Origin of the sequence: Niastella yeongjuensis (genome assembly GCF_900110245.1) — a bacterium.
Taxonomy (GTDB): domain Bacteria; phylum Bacteroidota; class Bacteroidia; order Chitinophagales; family Chitinophagaceae; genus Niastella; species Niastella yeongjuensis.
This window is the reverse complement of the sequence record NZ_FOCZ01000015.1, coordinates 23,339-38,197: the sequence shown is the minus strand read 5'-3', so window position 1 is coordinate 38,197 and position 14,859 is coordinate 23,339. Positions and strand designations below refer to the sequence as shown.

General features: G+C 43.4%; 14 protein-coding genes. 8 read left to right on the top strand and 6 right to left on the bottom strand.

Going from position 1 to position 14,859, the window contains the following annotated elements:
* Window positions 1-2: 2 nt before the first annotated feature.
* A complete protein-coding gene (locus BMX95_RS28515) occupies window positions 3-1,214 on the top strand; it encodes a BamA/TamA family outer membrane protein (protein WP_081200145.1) in 1,212 nt (403 codons plus the stop codon).
* An 11-nt stretch (window positions 1,215-1,225) separates the two neighbouring features.
* On the opposite strand, the gene BMX95_RS28510 is transcribed toward BMX95_RS28515, so the two are convergent.
* Window positions 1,226-2,359, bottom strand: a complete 1,134-nt coding sequence (locus BMX95_RS28510; protein WP_081200147.1) for a DUF4932 domain-containing protein — start codon at window positions 2,357-2,359, stop codon at window positions 1,226-1,228.
* A 224-nt stretch (window positions 2,360-2,583) separates the two neighbouring features.
* Entirely contained in the window at window positions 2,584-3,645 is a 1,062-nt protein-coding gene (gene rluF / locus BMX95_RS28505) for a 23S rRNA pseudouridine(2604) synthase RluF (protein WP_081200149.1), read from the bottom strand.
* Between the two features lie 141 nt (window positions 3,646-3,786).
* Here rluF and BMX95_RS35575 point away from each other — a divergent pair, with 141 nt between their 5' ends.
* Together BMX95_RS35575 and BMX95_RS28495 are read left to right on the top strand one after the other, a co-directional pair.
* Window positions 3,787-3,978: an NAD-dependent epimerase/dehydratase family protein gene (locus BMX95_RS35575; protein WP_081200151.1), complete on the top strand. Its 192-nt coding sequence runs from the start codon at window positions 3,787-3,789 to the stop codon at window positions 3,976-3,978.
* A gap of 374 nt (window positions 3,979-4,352) precedes the next feature.
* The gene (locus BMX95_RS28495) at window positions 4,353-4,787 is read left to right on the top strand and encodes a hypothetical protein (protein ID WP_081200153.1); all 435 of its coding nucleotides are present in this window, start codon (window positions 4,353-4,355) and stop codon (window positions 4,785-4,787) included.
* 1 nt (window position 4,788) lies between these two features.
* Here the strand turns inward: BMX95_RS28495 and BMX95_RS28490 are convergent, their stop codons facing one another.
* Window positions 4,789-6,177 (bottom strand): alpha/beta fold hydrolase, encoded by a 1,389-nt coding sequence (locus BMX95_RS28490; RefSeq protein WP_143067621.1) that lies wholly within the window; start codon window positions 6,175-6,177, stop codon window positions 4,789-4,791.
* Between the two features lie 80 nt (window positions 6,178-6,257).
* Here BMX95_RS28490 and BMX95_RS28485 point away from each other — a divergent pair, with 80 nt between their 5' ends.
* Window positions 6,258-6,932: an ArsR/SmtB family transcription factor gene (locus tag BMX95_RS28485; protein ID WP_081200225.1), complete on the top strand. Its 675-nt coding sequence runs from the start codon at window positions 6,258-6,260 to the stop codon at window positions 6,930-6,932.
* Here the strand turns inward: BMX95_RS28485 and BMX95_RS28480 are convergent.
* Window positions 6,929-7,594, bottom strand: coding sequence for a Type 1 glutamine amidotransferase-like domain-containing protein (locus BMX95_RS28480; RefSeq protein WP_081200155.1), 666 nt, complete (start codon window positions 7,592-7,594; stop codon window positions 6,929-6,931). The genes BMX95_RS28485 and BMX95_RS28480 overlap by 4 nt on opposite strands.
* A gap of 111 nt (window positions 7,595-7,705) precedes the next feature.
* Here BMX95_RS28480 and BMX95_RS28475 point away from each other — a divergent pair, with 111 nt between their 5' ends.
* Complete coding sequence (locus tag BMX95_RS28475; RefSeq protein ID WP_081200157.1) at window positions 7,706-8,878, top strand: hypothetical protein; 1,173 nt, start codon at window positions 7,706-7,708, stop codon at window positions 8,876-8,878.
* A 22-nt stretch (window positions 8,879-8,900) separates the two neighbouring features.
* On the opposite strand, the gene BMX95_RS28470 is transcribed toward BMX95_RS28475, so the two are convergent.
* Window positions 8,901-9,446: a dihydrofolate reductase family protein gene (locus tag BMX95_RS28470; RefSeq protein ID WP_081200227.1), complete on the bottom strand. Its 546-nt coding sequence runs from the start codon at window positions 9,444-9,446 to the stop codon at window positions 8,901-8,903.
* 353 nt (window positions 9,447-9,799) lie between these two features.
* Here BMX95_RS28470 and BMX95_RS28465 point away from each other — a divergent pair, with 353 nt between their 5' ends.
* Window positions 9,800-10,495 carry a tetratricopeptide repeat protein gene (locus BMX95_RS28465; protein ID WP_081200159.1) on the top strand — a complete coding sequence of 232 codons (696 nt, stop codon included), beginning with the start codon at window positions 9,800-9,802 and terminating at the stop codon, window positions 10,493-10,495.
* Window positions 10,496-10,776: 281 nt separating this feature from the next.
* Complete coding sequence (locus tag BMX95_RS28460; protein WP_081200161.1) at window positions 10,777-11,340, top strand: RNA ligase 1 family protein; 564 nt, start codon at window positions 10,777-10,779, stop codon at window positions 11,338-11,340.
* Window positions 11,341-11,437: 97 nt separating this feature from the next.
* On the opposite strand, the gene BMX95_RS28455 is transcribed toward BMX95_RS28460, so the two are convergent.
* On the bottom strand, window positions 11,438-11,995 hold the full coding sequence (locus BMX95_RS28455; RefSeq protein WP_081200163.1) for a carboxymuconolactone decarboxylase family protein: 558 nt from the start codon (window positions 11,993-11,995) through the stop codon (window positions 11,438-11,440).
* 341 nt (window positions 11,996-12,336) lie between these two features.
* On the opposite strand from BMX95_RS28455, the gene BMX95_RS28450 reads away from it, so the two are divergent.
* On the top strand, window positions 12,337-14,853 hold the full coding sequence (locus tag BMX95_RS28450; protein ID WP_165758908.1) for a tetratricopeptide repeat-containing sensor histidine kinase: 2,517 nt from the start codon (window positions 12,337-12,339) through the stop codon (window positions 14,851-14,853).
* Window positions 14,854-14,859 lie beyond the last annotated feature (6 nt).

The window sequence follows — 14,859 nt, the reverse complement described above, 5'->3', positions numbered from 1 at the left end:
ACTTGAAAAATAAAGTGAGTATACAGGTGCTGATGCTGTCCTGCTTTATGGGATTATATCCGGTATCGATACAGGCGCAGGTTGATACCTCCCGGTTAGCCAGCCAGAAAGACCTGATCGATATCCTGAAAAAACTCTTCAAAGTCGATCAGCAAAAAATTGATTCCACCCGTTTGAAAAAGAAATTTCAATTTTCACTGATCCCTGTTGCCGGAAGTGTAGCCGGTGGCGGAAAAGCCGTGGCTACAGCGTTCAACGCCTCTTTCTATACAGACGATGAATCCACCACGTCCTTATCGACCATTACCTTTACTCCCTGGTTTACCCTGGATGGAAAGTTTGTACTGCCATTCAGGGATCTGATCTGGCTGCCAAACGATGCCCTGTTATTAAAAGGGGATACGCGATTTATGATCTACCCGCAATATACATGGGGGTTAGGTGGCAATACAAATGAAGGTGACAAGGCATTGCTTCAGTACAATTACCTCCGGTTATACCACAGCTGTTTGAAAAAAATAGGACGAAAATTATATATCGGGGCGGGCTATGACCTTGACTTTCACTTCAACAACAGCTTAAAAAATGATTCTGTTTTGGCAACCATCCCTTTTTATGATTACATAAAGGATTATAACCAGCAAACTACCTCTTCAGGCCCGGTGATTAACTTTTCGATCGACACCCGGCGAAATTCCGCCAATCCGCCACGTGGCGTTTACTTCGCCGTTGACTACCGGTTTAACCTGAAAAGTCTGGGAAGTACCTACGACTGGCAGTCCCTGTTAATAGATGCCCGTAAATATTTTTCTTTTAGTAAACGTCAGCAAAATATCCTCGCATGCTGGAGTTATTATTGGGCTGTTACAAATGGGCATGCCCCTTACCTGGATTTGCCCAGCATTGGCTGGGATTATTATAACCGGTCAGGTCGGGGTTTTGAACAAAACAGGTACCGGGGCAGGCAGCTATTGTATTTTGAAACGGAATACAGAAGGGACCTCACCCGCAATGGTTTCTGGGGTTTTGTAATATTTACCAACGTACATACAGTATCCGAATACGAAGGAAATGGTTTCGTTTACTGGCACCCGGCAGCCGGAACAGGCCTGCGGATAAAATTCAATAAGATCTCCAGGACCAATATCGGGATCGATATCGGTTTTAGTAAAGGTTTTACCGGAGTTTATTTGTCATTGGGCGAGGCGTTTTAGTAATAGTGAAATTATTGTTTGGCGCACCATTGCACCAATGCGGGATACAGCGCTTCGATTTTTTTATTTTTATTGGCGTTACGAAGAGTGACCAGGTAATCGGCAAACGCTTTCATTTTTATAAAACCCCGCTGTTTTACCATTACGCCATTTACATCCTCGTATGTGGCTTTCAATGTTTCGGGATCTTTTTTGAACACCTCTTCGCAATACAACAAAAAGACGGCAAATGTCATGTATTCGTTAAAAACGTGCAGGGGGGTATGATAATACTCGGTCCCATATACCTTTACATTTACCCACTTTTCACGGTCCTTCAACGCTTCATTTATTTCCTTTTCATATTTTTCGCCCGGCTTTCTTACATAGTTATGGTCTATCTCGGTAAACATGCCTCTTGTGTTAAAAGCCTCGGTGAATGCAGCCGTCCATTTTTCATTGTGAATAATAGGCGGCAATATCATCTGGATCAGTTTAAAATCGCCGTCGGTAAAAGCCCCGGTGTAGTTCAAACCATTGATTAACGGCGAACAAAGGATCTGATAGCTGTTGACACGGGTGGTAAAGTTTCGCTCCAGCCATTTCCATTGTCTTCCGAGATTGGCATTTTTTTCGTAATCCGAAATAACGTTGTTGTAAACAGGCTGGTGTAATGCATAGAATTGCCGGAAGGACGATTTCTTTGCAAAATTCTCGATGGCTGTCTTGTAAGTGGTAATAGGATTTTCAGTGATCCTGATCTTATTTACTTCATCGGCAGGTATTGAATATATATCGTTGGCCAGCAGGGTATCGTTGTTAAAATCATAACTGATGGCGTTGCCTGTTAGGAATACATAGTTGAGGGGGCTTTTTTGCAGCAGCGAATCGAATGTTATAAGAATGGGTTCGTTTTGAAAGGGTTTGAATTGTTTCAACACATCCTGGTAGTAATCGCCTTGTTGCTGCACCATATCATCGTTGCCTAAGCCGAATTTGGTAACGGCGATCATAATGTGCACCAGCTCTTTGACCTCGTTGATCTCGATCCAGGATTTACCGTTGTTTTGTTGCTGAAAGGCTTTTGTGAAATTGGCTTTTCCATCCTGGGCAAATGAGAAGGCAGTACTGTATACAAGGGAAACGGCTACAATGATTTTTTTCATACTAGATTCTGACAGTTTGGTTTTGGTTGGTTGCGCGTATGGCAGCTAGTTACCTGTACGGTTATACTGTCAAAATACTTATTAATCTCTTTTGAGAAAACTTTATACAGCCATCATGATACGTTCATTGGAAATTTTCCTATGTATGGTAAGATAGTGTTATATGGATAAAAAAATAATCCTCCCGTTTTAACGGGAGGATTAAACAAACTGTCTATATTTCTTTAGCGACGGCCCTTGCTTCGGTAGTTTTTGAAAGAACCTTCAGCGCCTTGCCGCCTTTCCTTTTTGTTCTCGTGGTTTTTCTTTTCTTTACCCGTGTTTTTGCCGGGGCGGGTGTGTTGCCCTTTGCGGTCCTGGGTAGATTTCTTCGCCGGTTTTTCCCGCTTCCACGACTTCTCTTCCTTTTTACCTGTTTGGGGTTTGCCCTCTTTAACAGGCGGCTTTGTTGCTTTAGAAGCAGGCTTTGTTGCTTTGGTAGCCGGCTTTGCTGCTTTACTCTTATCAACCTGCTCCCTGTTTTCAGCGCCTTTACGCTGGCGTGGGGCTGGTTTAGCCGGGCTTTGGACCTTGGTTGAATCGGAGATGCTTTCCATCAATGCCGATAACTCCGCATCGCTGAGGTAACGCCATTTGCCCAGTGCCAGTTTGTCGAGCCTGATGTTCATTACGCGTACCCGTTGCAGCCCCACAACCGCATAACCCAGGTGTTCGCACATCCGCCTGATCTGGCGGTTGAGGCCTTGTGTAAGCGTAATACGAAAGGTTTGGCGGCCCATCGGCTGTACTTTACAGGGAAGGGTGCGGGTGTCCAGAATGGGCACTCCGCTCGACATTTGATGGATGAATGCATTGTCGATGGGTTTGTTAACCCGTACGATGTATTCTTTTTCGTGGTTGTTATCGGCTCGCAGGATCTTGTTTATGATGTCGCCGTCATTGGTGAGCAGGATCAGGCCTTCAGAATCTTTATCGAGACGGCCAATAGGGAAGATCCTTTTGGGGTAGTTTACGAAACTGATGATATTGTCCTTGATGTGTAATTCGGTGGTGGTGGTGATCCCAGGTGGCTTATTAAGGGCCAGGTATACCCGTTTTTCCTTTTTGGCGGCGGTGATGATGCTGCCATCCACTTCCACCGTATCACCGGGTTTATACCGGTTGCCCAAAGCGGCTGGCCGGTTGTTCAACATTACCCGGCCGGTGGAAATGAGGTTGTCCGCTTCCCGGCGCGAGCAGTAACCCGTGTCACTGATAAACTTATTTAAACTGATCGAATTGTCCAAGGAGATATCGTTTTAGTGTGGTTGGCATATGCTTCCCGGTGCAAATGTAAGCGAATTTACACCGCCTTTTCAGCAAAGTAAAAACGCCTTTCCAACAAAGTTCGCCGGGTACATTCCCTATAATTTTACCTAAAATATTATATGGAAAACGTAAAAGAAACCGTGCTGGTTACCGGCGGTTCCGGTTTTATAGCCAGCTATTGTATCATCGCGTTACTGAAAAAGGGATATAAAGTGAAGGCAAGTCTGCGGTCGCTTAGCAGGGGTAAGACCTGGAGCGGGCGCACTGCCAGATCGTTGTTCAAAAACAAAAGCCGGTTGACGTATATCTAGACGCAGGTTTTGAGAACCTGGCACACTTCTCCTTTGCTTTTAAAAAGCAATATGGTTACAATGTTTCGCAGCTCAATTAATTACTTCGTCTTTTGGCTATGTTAACTGTTAAATTAATAGCTATTGATGCAGATGTTATTGATAACAGAATGTTTTTTTCGAAGTTATAACCGGTAATGGCTACAAACAGAATAAGTACTATGATGGCTAAAATTAAATTGATCAAACGCCAGGCTTTCATTACCATAAATGTTGCTCAGTTACTATCACTTAAAAGTAGGGAACTTTAAAACAGCAACAATGATTTTTTTTTGGACAAATTGATAAGGGCATCGGCTTTCGTTGTAAATAATTATATTCGCAATTATTTAAATATGAAAGACCGACTTAAAGAATATTCTCCTTATCAAAGAATACTACTAATTTCCAGTTTAGCGATCTATATGCTTTCGTTTGTACTTCCTGCTTTTACGATGCTGGATTACGATGGTAAAAAATCAATAGCAGGATTTGAAGCTTTCCTTACGGGTGGGCTTGTCATTCTTGGCGGTGGTTTATTGGAATGGATAATATGGGTTGCAAACCCGTTGTTCATGCTCTCCATTTTTTTGAGACTCCGCGGAGACCGCCGAGCCATCGTGCCCGGCATAGCATCAGTATTGCTTGCTTTATCTTTTTTATTTTGGAAAGACATTTTAGCAGCAGAAAACGGACGTACAGCGGTAATTGCATCAAGGAATGCAGGCTATTTTCTTTGGCTTATCAGCTTTGTGGCCTGGATATTTAGTTTTAAGGGAAATGGAGAGTAAGTTAATGATGGGCAATCCCGGTTTCATAGCGCGCTTTACTATCCGCCGGTGCTTCCTTTCTGTCGAACATTCCATAGTCTCTGATCACCTGGGCTATTCGCAGATGATAATCTTTAAAAATATATTCCCTGCCTTTTAACTGGGCATTTCTGTGTGCCTCCAAATTTCTCCATTGTTGGATCGCCTGTTCATCTGACCAGAATGATAAAGACAATATTTTTTCAGGGTGATAAATACTTTGAAATCGTTCAATTGAAATAAAACCGGTTATTTTTTCCAGTTCGGGTTTCAGACTGGCCGCTATATTCAAATATACCTGTTTGCGGGAATCATCGGCCGGGATGACTTCAAAAATTACAGCAATAGCATGGGTGTTAGCTGACTGGATGTTTCTTTTGTATTGCAGAAAATGTAGCACCTCATCATATAACTGAAATCGATTTTTTTCCAAATGCATTACGTGGGTGCCTGATGCAATGACAACATATTTTTTCTCAGTTGCGTTTGTCAATGATCTGAACAACGTTTCCGCATCGTCGTTATCCGGATAATTATCCCACTCACCCCGAATGATCAATGTAGGTACTTTTATTTCGGCAGGGTTATAATAAGACTTTCCATGAAGCAGGTCTTCTATATCCTGTGTGGGTCCGGCGGGAAAGCGAACGCTGTCAGTAGTAAACCTGCCAGCCAGCGGATCTGATTGTAACCATTCATTGCCCCAGGTTTCAAAAACTTCTTTTGTCAGCTGGCAGGTTTGTCCGGCAGGAGTAAGGCTTTTCATGGCTGCTATTCTCTGCGAAGGTGTCATTGCTTCATATGCGTACTCAATTTTGGGGGCTACAGTAGCCTCTTGTTTTACAGTAACAGGTGCAAACAAAACTAACTTAGCTATTTTTTGGGGAAACTTTGTGGCATATAACGCGGCAACCGAGCTGCCCCAGGAATGGGCAATTAAATAGACTTTATCTTTTCCGGTTTTTTGAATGATAAAATCTATAGCCTTGTCAACATCTTTGTAAATATCCACGGCCCTTCCAATGGGTTTTCCGGTTGCTGAGGTATGTTGCATTTCCGGATAACGGTCGGAGTTGCCGTATCCAGGAAAATCAAGGGCATAAACATTGTATCCGTTTTCAGATAGATTGTCCAGCCATGAATAATTATCCATTTTAAAATTAAAAGCCAGCGCAGCGGGGAAAGAGCTGCCATGAAGGAAAAGGACCGGATAATCGTTCGATAGCGTATTAGGTGCCTGGTGAGCGATAGCGATCTGTAAACCGGGAATCCGGCTTTCCGTTTTCAGTATTTCAGTTTTATTCATAGTTTGTCCATATGTTTTTAATAGCAGCAGGTTGTATAGAAACGTAAAGAGCGTGGCAAATTTCATTGCATTGAATTTTTTGTACAGCAAAGCTAAATCCACGCTATCTTTAATACTTCATTTAACACTTAACAATGGTTGTAAGCATGGATAGTCAATTTGGTAACATAACTTCTCTGATTGGAGATCCCATACGTTCCATTGTACTCTGGACGCTGCTCGATGGCCGGGCTTATACGGCCACAGAATTGGCAATTTGTGCAGATACCTCAGCACAAAACATAAGTATGCATTTAAGTAAACTGGTGCGGGCTGATTTACTGACAGTAGAAAGTCAGGGCAGGCACCGGTATTACAGATTTTCAAGACAGGAAGTTGCCTATGCCATTGAAGCCCTTGCCAATCTTATCTCCCATAAAGATCAGGTGAAAGAAACAGCTATTGATATTTCGGATATAAAGTATTGCAGAACATGTTATGATCACTTAGCCGGTAGAGTAGGTGTGCTGGTAACTGAAAAATTGATAGCACAAAAAATTATTGAGCTACAAAATAAGGTCTATACACTTACAACCAAAGGGGATAAATTCTTCAGGGACTTTGGAATTGATGTAAATGAATTAAAAAACAAAAGACGGCTTTTTGCCAGACCCTGTCTGGACTGGAGCGAACGAAAATATCATCTTTCTGGTTCCCTGGGTGCTGCGTTGCTTAATGAAATGCTGCAGGCAGACTGGTTAAGAAGAAAGAAAAATTCGCGCGCTATTGTTATTACCTCAAAAGGACAAGCCGGGCTTTACAGTAAGTTTAAAATTTCTTAAGGGGTAAACAACTTCCAGTTGCCTTCGGAAACAACTTCAATGGTGCTACCAGTCACTTTAATGGCGGTTTGATCGTCAATTGCGTATGAAGGCATTGGCAGCGTGGCAGCCAGTTTTTCCAGGTTGGACAGGGAATTCTTCGGGAACCATTCATGGTCAAGATGAGGATGTAGTGCAAAATCAAATAATCCCAGTGATTTATCGCTTTCGGCAGGCAGGGTATGATGACCATAAGTGGTTCCAAAGCGCGTCATCACCATGCTCCCTGCACTCAGACCCACATAAACTGTTTTGCGCAGTAACGAGGGCAACAGGTCTGCCAGTCCGGTCTGCTGCATCCAGTAGCTCAGATACTGGCAATCACCGCCTCCAACCAGCAAGGCATCGGTCTCCTGAAGTTTGGGAAGCCAGAGCTCCTGTTTTACACTGAGCAACGCGGTGAGTTCCAGCACGCCCAACGACTTCCAGCCTAATTCGCAGAAGGGGTCACCTAATGATCCGTTGATCACCCTGCGCGCTATGTCAGTGCCGTTAGGCAAAGCGTATATCGCGGTGGGGATGAAAAGAGCATTCGCCTCAGAAACCGGTTTACCCAAAAGGTCAACGAGTGCCTGGTGAATGGTAGGGTTGCTAATGCCGGCGGAAGTGAGAAGTAGCTTCATAATAATTGCTTTGGGAATTACAAATTAATAAAAAATTTAGATGCTGCGTGATAGCTTCTTCTAAATGGGGAGTTTGTCTTATTTTGGACTGGATTTTGTGGATAGCTGCGCATGAAAAAGTTAACCTGCCTGTTGGCAGCCTGTTTTATGATCCTACTCCATACCTGCGCCCAGGAAACCGATGTACGCCGGAAGGCTAATGCTTTCATGAAAGCGCATCAGGCAGCGTGGGAAGATCTGTCCCTTCAATTTTTTGATACTACCATGATAAAGCGCTTTCGGGAACATCCTTTCTACATAGCCTATAGCCGGTTCCTGAAAGATAACGGAAATGAATATTTGGCATTACGCACTGCCAGGTTCCGTCAATATAACCCACCACCGGCTGCATTAAAGGCATTTGCCTGGAGAAATCCGCGTGGCATGGAAGAGATCGGGGAAAATGCAGACCTGATGTCACTCGCTTTTCTTCGTTCATTTGATCCCGGAATGCCTGCGCAAATAGTAATGAATACAATGGTCCCTTTCATCACGGCCGACAATTATCTTCCAATTGACGATGTAATGAAATACTATCGGAAACGGGCAGCTTTCGGTACCCTGTTATATACAGAGCCTGTTGCCGGAGATGTATGGCAGGTTTGGTGTGCAGATCGTTCATATGTATTCCATTTTACATTTGATCTGCGGGATGGCAGGCTGGGAAAGATGCAGTACGCAGTTGTGCAGCCGATAGAATGGCCGGCATCGGTGGTAAAACCGCTCGATGAAGCCACCGGGTTATGGGCTGATGGAATGAGGACATTGTGGGACCATTACCAATCCTACGATCTGGAAAAGGAAACGCGGTACATGACGCACCGGAGCGAAATAGCAGGCATATTTTATCAGCAGAACCAGGCGCGGTTTGTTGCAGCCAGAACGGCACAATTAAAAACCTTCCTGAAACCCAGGCCTGCACTTGATAGCGGTTTTAAAGAGACCACCCAACCCGGGGACAATATCCTGCAGAACGTTGATACCGTATTTAACGCCTGTTCTTTTATATATCCCGAACAATGGGAGAGTGCTATTGAAGTGGCTGCAGGCGGGTATTTAAATTTGCCCGTAAAAGACCGGGCCATGCGGTTACAGCATAAAGGCATGTTTGGCATAGAGCGCTATGTGCAGCAGGCAGGTGACGACCAGTACGAAATATGGACGGTCAGCGACAACGATGTGGTCCATTATGTGTGGGACCTGAGAACAGGCCGGGTGAACAACGTTCGTTACTGGATCAAATAGCTAGAATAAACAATTATGAATTTCACCTGGTTTTGGGTGCATAGATCAGTTGCACCACGCCCGATTTGAATACTTTGGTATCGGTCAGTTGCAGGTCAAACCTGGCTGCGTTTTCAAACAAGGGTTTGCCGGCTCCTAATACAGTTGGGTGAACGGAGATCATATATTCATCAACCAGGCCGTTTTCTATAAAGGTGGTGATCAGTTTGGCGCCGCCGTAGAGCCAGATATCTTTGCCGGGCTGGTTCCTGATCCTTTCTACTTCGGCTACTACGTCAGTACTGATAAAGGTAGCCTTCTCATCTGCTCTTGACTGGCTGGAGAAAACGATTTTTTTCATAGACTGAATGAGGGAAGAGAACCGCTTTTCCATATCCGATGCAGCTGCGTCAGACTGGTAATTACCCCATAGATCATAACTTACGCGTCCATAGAAGATAGTGTCAACAGATTCCAGAAATTTATCGAAATGCATATCTTCCTCCAGTATGCACCAGTCCAGTTCCCCATTGGCTCCTTCGATAAACCCATCTAGTGTAGTGGCTAAATTCAATATTATCTTTCGCATGGGGCAAAGGTAATAATTCGGCAGGGTGAAGGTATTGGTAGTAGCACCAATCAGTGATAAAAAAATAACCACCACCGCGGGTATCGAGATCGGATGCCAGTATCACCGCCAGCTATGGCTTTTCAGGCCTTAGCGCATTGCTGGGCATATTTGTCGGGTTTCCATTCTTATGCCAAAGGTGATCCAATGCCAATTCCAGACTGGATATATATTACATTGGTGGTAGTAGCAGTATGTTAGCCTTATATAGGTACAGAAAATTAAGTAAAACGTAACGTTGGGATAGTTAAACTTAGCCAATAACAATAAAACGAACAGGCTGTCGTTTCGGGGATTCTTAACAACCTGAAACTATGAGCAACTTAAACGAGCAGGCTGCCAGCCAAAGTTACTTTTCTGAAGGGGATATATTTTATACGCAAGACCACAAACAATACTACCTCTATAAGCTGTTGGCTTTCGATAAAGATTTTGACTGTTATCATGTTTTAAGGTATGAGCCGGTGAACGCCTTACCCAATAACGAGACACTTTCCGATTTGGAAGTTCAGGTTTATCATTCGCCGATTGACAGGAATGGGTTCAAGGATGCTAAATTGCTTACCGCTTCAAAAATAGTTGCCGACGACCTGATCGGTTATCATGAATATTTAAGAGGAACCCAAGACCCGGAAGAGTACATCCCAATTGCAACGGGTTATTATCAGGCCGGATATACTTTGACCGACGAGAAAAAGTACTATGAAGCCATTGACGCCTATTCAAAAGCGATAGACCTGATTCCCACTTTTTATGAAGCAATCGACAACATGGCATTTTGTAAAATGGACTTAGGGCTTTGGGCTGACGCAATTGAAGACTTTCAGGAGTCGTTGGAAGTGAGCCCGAATAGTATGCTTGCCGTATTTTCGATTGGTGAGTGCTATTTTAAGATGGGTGATTATAGAAAAGCAAAGGAACAGTTCGAGCAGGCAATCGACATTGACCCAACTCATCAGCTGCCACGGGACTTTTTGAATAAAGTAAATATCTTGTTGGGAGAAGCTTAAGTAAGTCCTCGTATAAATTTATTTCAAAATAAATTTTGTTCCTTTAGAATTGTTTCTAATTTTGCATCCATGAAACAAATGGCATCATATCAATATCTCCTCGGCGGTTATCCATTGGATACCGGGTTGGCAATGGTATGATGTGAAATATAAAACATTATAAAAGCCCCCACGGTATCGTCGGGGGCTTTTTTTGTGCCTGTAACAACAGGTTCTATATTAAATATGAGTGATCACCATAGGTAACAACCAATTTTTAAATCACGAACAATCAATGGTAGATGAAGAAAATTCCAACGCTTTTCAAAAGAGAGAATAGCCTGCCGAACAACCCTGCAAAAAATGAAGTAACACCCGGTTGCGAATGGGTGTTAGAAGGGGCAGGTATTGCAACCCATAAGTGGGATGGGACCTGTTGCCTTATAAAAGAAGGTGTATTATTTAAAAGATACGATGCCAAACAAGGTAAAACGCCGCCAGATGGTTTTATTCCGGCACAAGACCCGGATCCAATTACAGGTCACTGGCCCGGATGGTTAAAAGTAACTGCTGCAAAAGAAGATAAATACTTTATGGAAGGGTGGCGCAATAGCTTTGCCACGTTAGGCAATCCGGTTCCGGATGGAACATACGAATTAATTGGTCCCAAGATCAATAACAACAAAGACGGCGCCACCGAACATATACTGGTACCTCATGGGAAAAACGATTACCCCGAATTCCCAAGAACCTTTGAAACGATAAAAGACTTCCTGGAATCATTCAAAGGAGAAGGGGTGGTATTCCATCATCCTGACGGCCGGATGTGTAAGATCAAACGGCGTGATTTTGGATTTAAATGGTAATTGATGTACAATAAATCCCGGCGTAGCGTCGGGGTTGTTTTTTCCCTTGACGTTTGTCAATCCGCTTTTGTTTTTGGATCTTTAGAAAGGCCGTTAATTAAACAAGCCCGGCATACCTGTCCTCAGATGGTAAATAGCCTTTTTTCTGTAAAATGCTGCCAAGCCGGTTATAGAACGCCGGATCTTCGGGCGTGACGGTGGCTAGTCCATCCACATAACGGTTATAGAAACTGAAGAGCGCCGCTATAAGTACTGTATCGTGTAACTCCCGGTCTGTTGCGCCCTGGTCGCGGGCCGTCTGAACCATTTCAGGTGTTACAAGACGCCCGCTTTTACCAACGGTTTTTGCGATAGTCAACAGTGCTTTCATTTTTTCGCTTATTGCAGCAGTAGTTATATCTGTTTTCACTTGCTCTGCAATTAAGGGATCAGACAGGAACGCATTAGCTGCGGCGGTATGGGCGGCAGTACAAAATGAACAGTTATTGCCATGGCTGACAACGGTAGCGACAAGCTCGCGTTCTCCCTCGGTGAGCGTTGATTCTCCACGAAGCAGCATTTGGGTGAGTTGGCGAATGGGTAGCGCAGTATCGAGCCGGTAGTCAAGCAAACCGGTAATACCCGGCAGATTTTCATTTAATTGAATATATGGCATGCTATCTTGTTTACCTACAAGGTAGAGAAAAAATCGTGACTATCTTCTCTGACTCTTCAAACGCATAAAACATATAGTTTATATTTCGTGTACCATGTGTCAGCCTGGCCTCATCCATGTGTGAACCATGTGTCAAATATGTTCCCTCCCTAATGAGGCACACATGTTTCACACATGGTTGACACATGGTTTAGGCTTTTTTCATACCTGTACTTATCACCCGTCCCGGGTATATGGCTGTTTATCCCAGGTTTGGGACAAGCCCGTTCCATTTTCCGGCAACCAGCCCTTTTGAATCTTACCTTTGTTAAATGCAGCACTTCAGCAAAGTATTCCACTATATGCGTACCGCCATTTTTATAATGGTGGTTTTCCCGCTTATATCCTTTGCTCAGATAAAAGATAATATTCATACACAATTGGCAGTTCAACTTCAGCAAAGTAAAGCAGATACAAACCGGGTGTCTCTTTTGCTAAAGCTGGGTCAATATTACATACGAAGAGAATATTATTTGTATAAAACTGGTAATCCTTTTACCCAGCTCGACAGTGCCTGCTTCTTCGCAGAAGAAGCGCTCCATTTAAGCCAGGCTTTAAAATATAAAAGTGGCATAAATGAAGCGACTTTAGTAAAGGGAGATGCGCTTATCAGAAAAAGAGAAATACGTTCTGCGCTTGCCTTGTTGGGTACCCTGGATGATTCAACCCGCTTTCGTTTGCTGATCATATTAGGCCGGCATTATCTTTTTCATACCGAAAGAACTAAAAAAGACCTGGATAGCTCGCTGCTTTATTTAGAACAGGCAAATAATATTACCGTGGTCCGTGTAGCAAAAAAATGGCAGCCTGATTATTTACATCTCAAAGCAATGCATTCCTTTATTACGGAAGGCTTGCAGCAAAGTAAAAAGCTATACCAGGAAACGATAGATAAAACAAGCGCGCCCGGTAATGAAGAAAGGGAAGCGCTTTTATGGCATGAATTGGCAACGCTTATCCCATTACGGGAGAAGACCGGTATTACCAGGTTGTATTGTTTTGAAAAAATGTATTCGCTTTATCAAAAAAGCGGTAATCAGGAAAGGCAGGCATGGGCCTTAAAGTCAATTGCAGATATACATCTGGTAAATGGAAGGCTGGATCTTGCTGAAACGGAGTTGTTGGATGTACTTGAACAGTATAAAGCCATGGGATACCGCGACCTGCACTATATTTATGATCTGCTGGCGGTAATCTACCGCTATAAAGGCGATTTTAGTAAGTGTATTTTTTATGGCTCAAAATCAATAGAAAGTGTGGAAGCTACGCACGATTCGGCTTCGGCAATTACTTTTTACAGTCGCCTGGCAAATATGTACCGGGAATCTGGCCAGCCAGACAAAAGCGTAGAGTGGTTTTCGAAAGCCCTCAGGGACCGGGTATTTAAAGGGGATAACAATGGTTTTATCTTCAGAGATGCATTTTTCTTTGCAAGGGAGCTGATAAAAGTAAATAGAGCAAAGGAAGCACTGGAGTATATCCTGGATATTTATGCAAAAAATAAACCCATTGGTGTTCATGCAGAAGCATGCCTGCTCGGTTCATTGGCCTTTTGTTATCATGCGTTGAAGCTGGAACGGCAGGCTGAAAAATATTATCTTGAACTTATAAAGCTGTCCGGGCAGCTGCAAAAGGACAATGAAATTACAACCGATATTCATTACGAGTTAGGCCAGTATTTCATCGGTAAAACGCAATATGTAAAAGCTGCTGTCTATTTGCAAAAGGCCCTGAATACTGCAGAAGCTACTAACTCGCTTCCTGAAGCTAAAGATATTCACCTGATGCTTTTCAGGGCAGATTCCGGCATGGGTAATTATCCTTCCGCCATGAAACATTTACTAAGGCACAAGTTATTGAACGACTCCATCTTCAATGAGACCAAAAGCTGGCAATTGGAAGAATTAAGGGTCCAGTACGAAACGGCAAAAAAGGAAAAAGATATTGAAGCACTCAACAGTCAGAACCAGTTGCAGCGCATTGGCGTTGAGCAGGCCAACAGAACAAAGAATATTACCCTGGCTTGTGTGGCATTATTGATAATCATTGTGGGATTGCTATTCAATCGTTATCTGCTAAAACATAGAACCAATCACAAGCTGCAGGTCCATCAAAAGGAATTGGACCAGAAAAATATTTATTTAGAAACGCTAAATACAAAACAGCAGGTATTATTGAAGGAAAAAGAGTGGCTGATCAAAGAGGTCCATCACCGTGTAAAGAACAATCTTCAAATGGTGACCAGTCTGTTAAATTCACAGTCCGCTTACCTCGATAACGACGTAGCGGTGCTGGCGATAAAAGACAGTTTGCGGCGAATGCAGGCTATGTCGCTTATTCATCAAAAGCTTTATTTGTCCGGAAATATTTCGACCATTACCATGCCTGAATACATCAAGGACCTCATGTGTTACCTGCATGATAGTTTCGATACCGGCAACCGGATCATTTTTCAACAAACCATAGCGCCCATAGCGCTTGATGTCTCGCAGGCAATTCCGCTCGGATTGATCATCAATGAATGTGTTGTGAATGCAATCAAATATGCATTTCCCGGCGATCGCAAGGGGACTGTCGGTATCGATTTGCAACCCGTTAATGACGATCACGTATTACTCACTATTTCAGATAATGGGGTTGGCCTGCCGAAGGGTTTTGACGTAAGGGGGCATAATTCACTGGGGCTTGACCTGGTACAAGGGCTTACAAAGCAATTAAACGGTACTGTTAATATGATAAGCGATAACGGGCTGCGTGTAATAATCCGGTTTGTTGTGATGAGTAAGCCAATTTCGGACGAACCATTTGTAAATTCTTAACCAGCG

Excerpts from the sequence above, each read along its gene's own strand:
- BMX95_RS28480 (WP_081200155.1), bottom strand. The coding sequence starts at position 7,594 with ATGAAGCTACTTCTCACTTCCGCCGGCATTAGCAACCCTACCATTCAC.
- BMX95_RS28460 (WP_081200161.1), top strand. The coding sequence starts at position 10,777 with ATGAAGAAAATTCCAACGCTTTTCAAAAGAGAGAATAGCCTGCCGAAC.
- BMX95_RS28470 (WP_081200227.1), bottom strand. The coding sequence starts at position 9,446 with ATGCGAAAGATAATATTGAATTTAGCCACTACACTAGATGGGTTTATC.
- BMX95_RS35575 (WP_081200151.1), top strand. The coding sequence starts at position 3,787 with ATGGAAAACGTAAAAGAAACCGTGCTGGTTACCGGCGGTTCCGGTTTT.
- BMX95_RS28490 (WP_143067621.1), bottom strand. The coding sequence starts at position 6,177 with ATGAAATTTGCCACGCTCTTTACGTTTCTATACAACCTGCTGCTATTA.
- BMX95_RS28465 (WP_081200159.1), top strand. The coding sequence starts at position 9,800 with ATGAGCAACTTAAACGAGCAGGCTGCCAGCCAAAGTTACTTTTCTGAA.
- BMX95_RS28485 (WP_081200225.1), top strand. The coding sequence starts at position 6,258 with ATGGATAGTCAATTTGGTAACATAACTTCTCTGATTGGAGATCCCATA.
- BMX95_RS28510 (WP_081200147.1), bottom strand. The coding sequence starts at position 2,359 with ATGAAAAAAATCATTGTAGCCGTTTCCCTTGTATACAGTACTGCCTTC.
- BMX95_RS28495 (WP_081200153.1), top strand. The coding sequence starts at position 4,353 with ATGAAAGACCGACTTAAAGAATATTCTCCTTATCAAAGAATACTACTA.
- BMX95_RS28450 (WP_165758908.1), top strand. The coding sequence starts at position 12,337 with ATGCGTACCGCCATTTTTATAATGGTGGTTTTCCCGCTTATATCCTTT.
- BMX95_RS28455 (WP_081200163.1), bottom strand. The coding sequence starts at position 11,995 with ATGCCATATATTCAATTAAATGAAAATCTGCCGGGTATTACCGGTTTG.
- BMX95_RS28475 (WP_081200157.1), top strand. The coding sequence starts at position 7,706 with ATGAAAAAGTTAACCTGCCTGTTGGCAGCCTGTTTTATGATCCTACTC.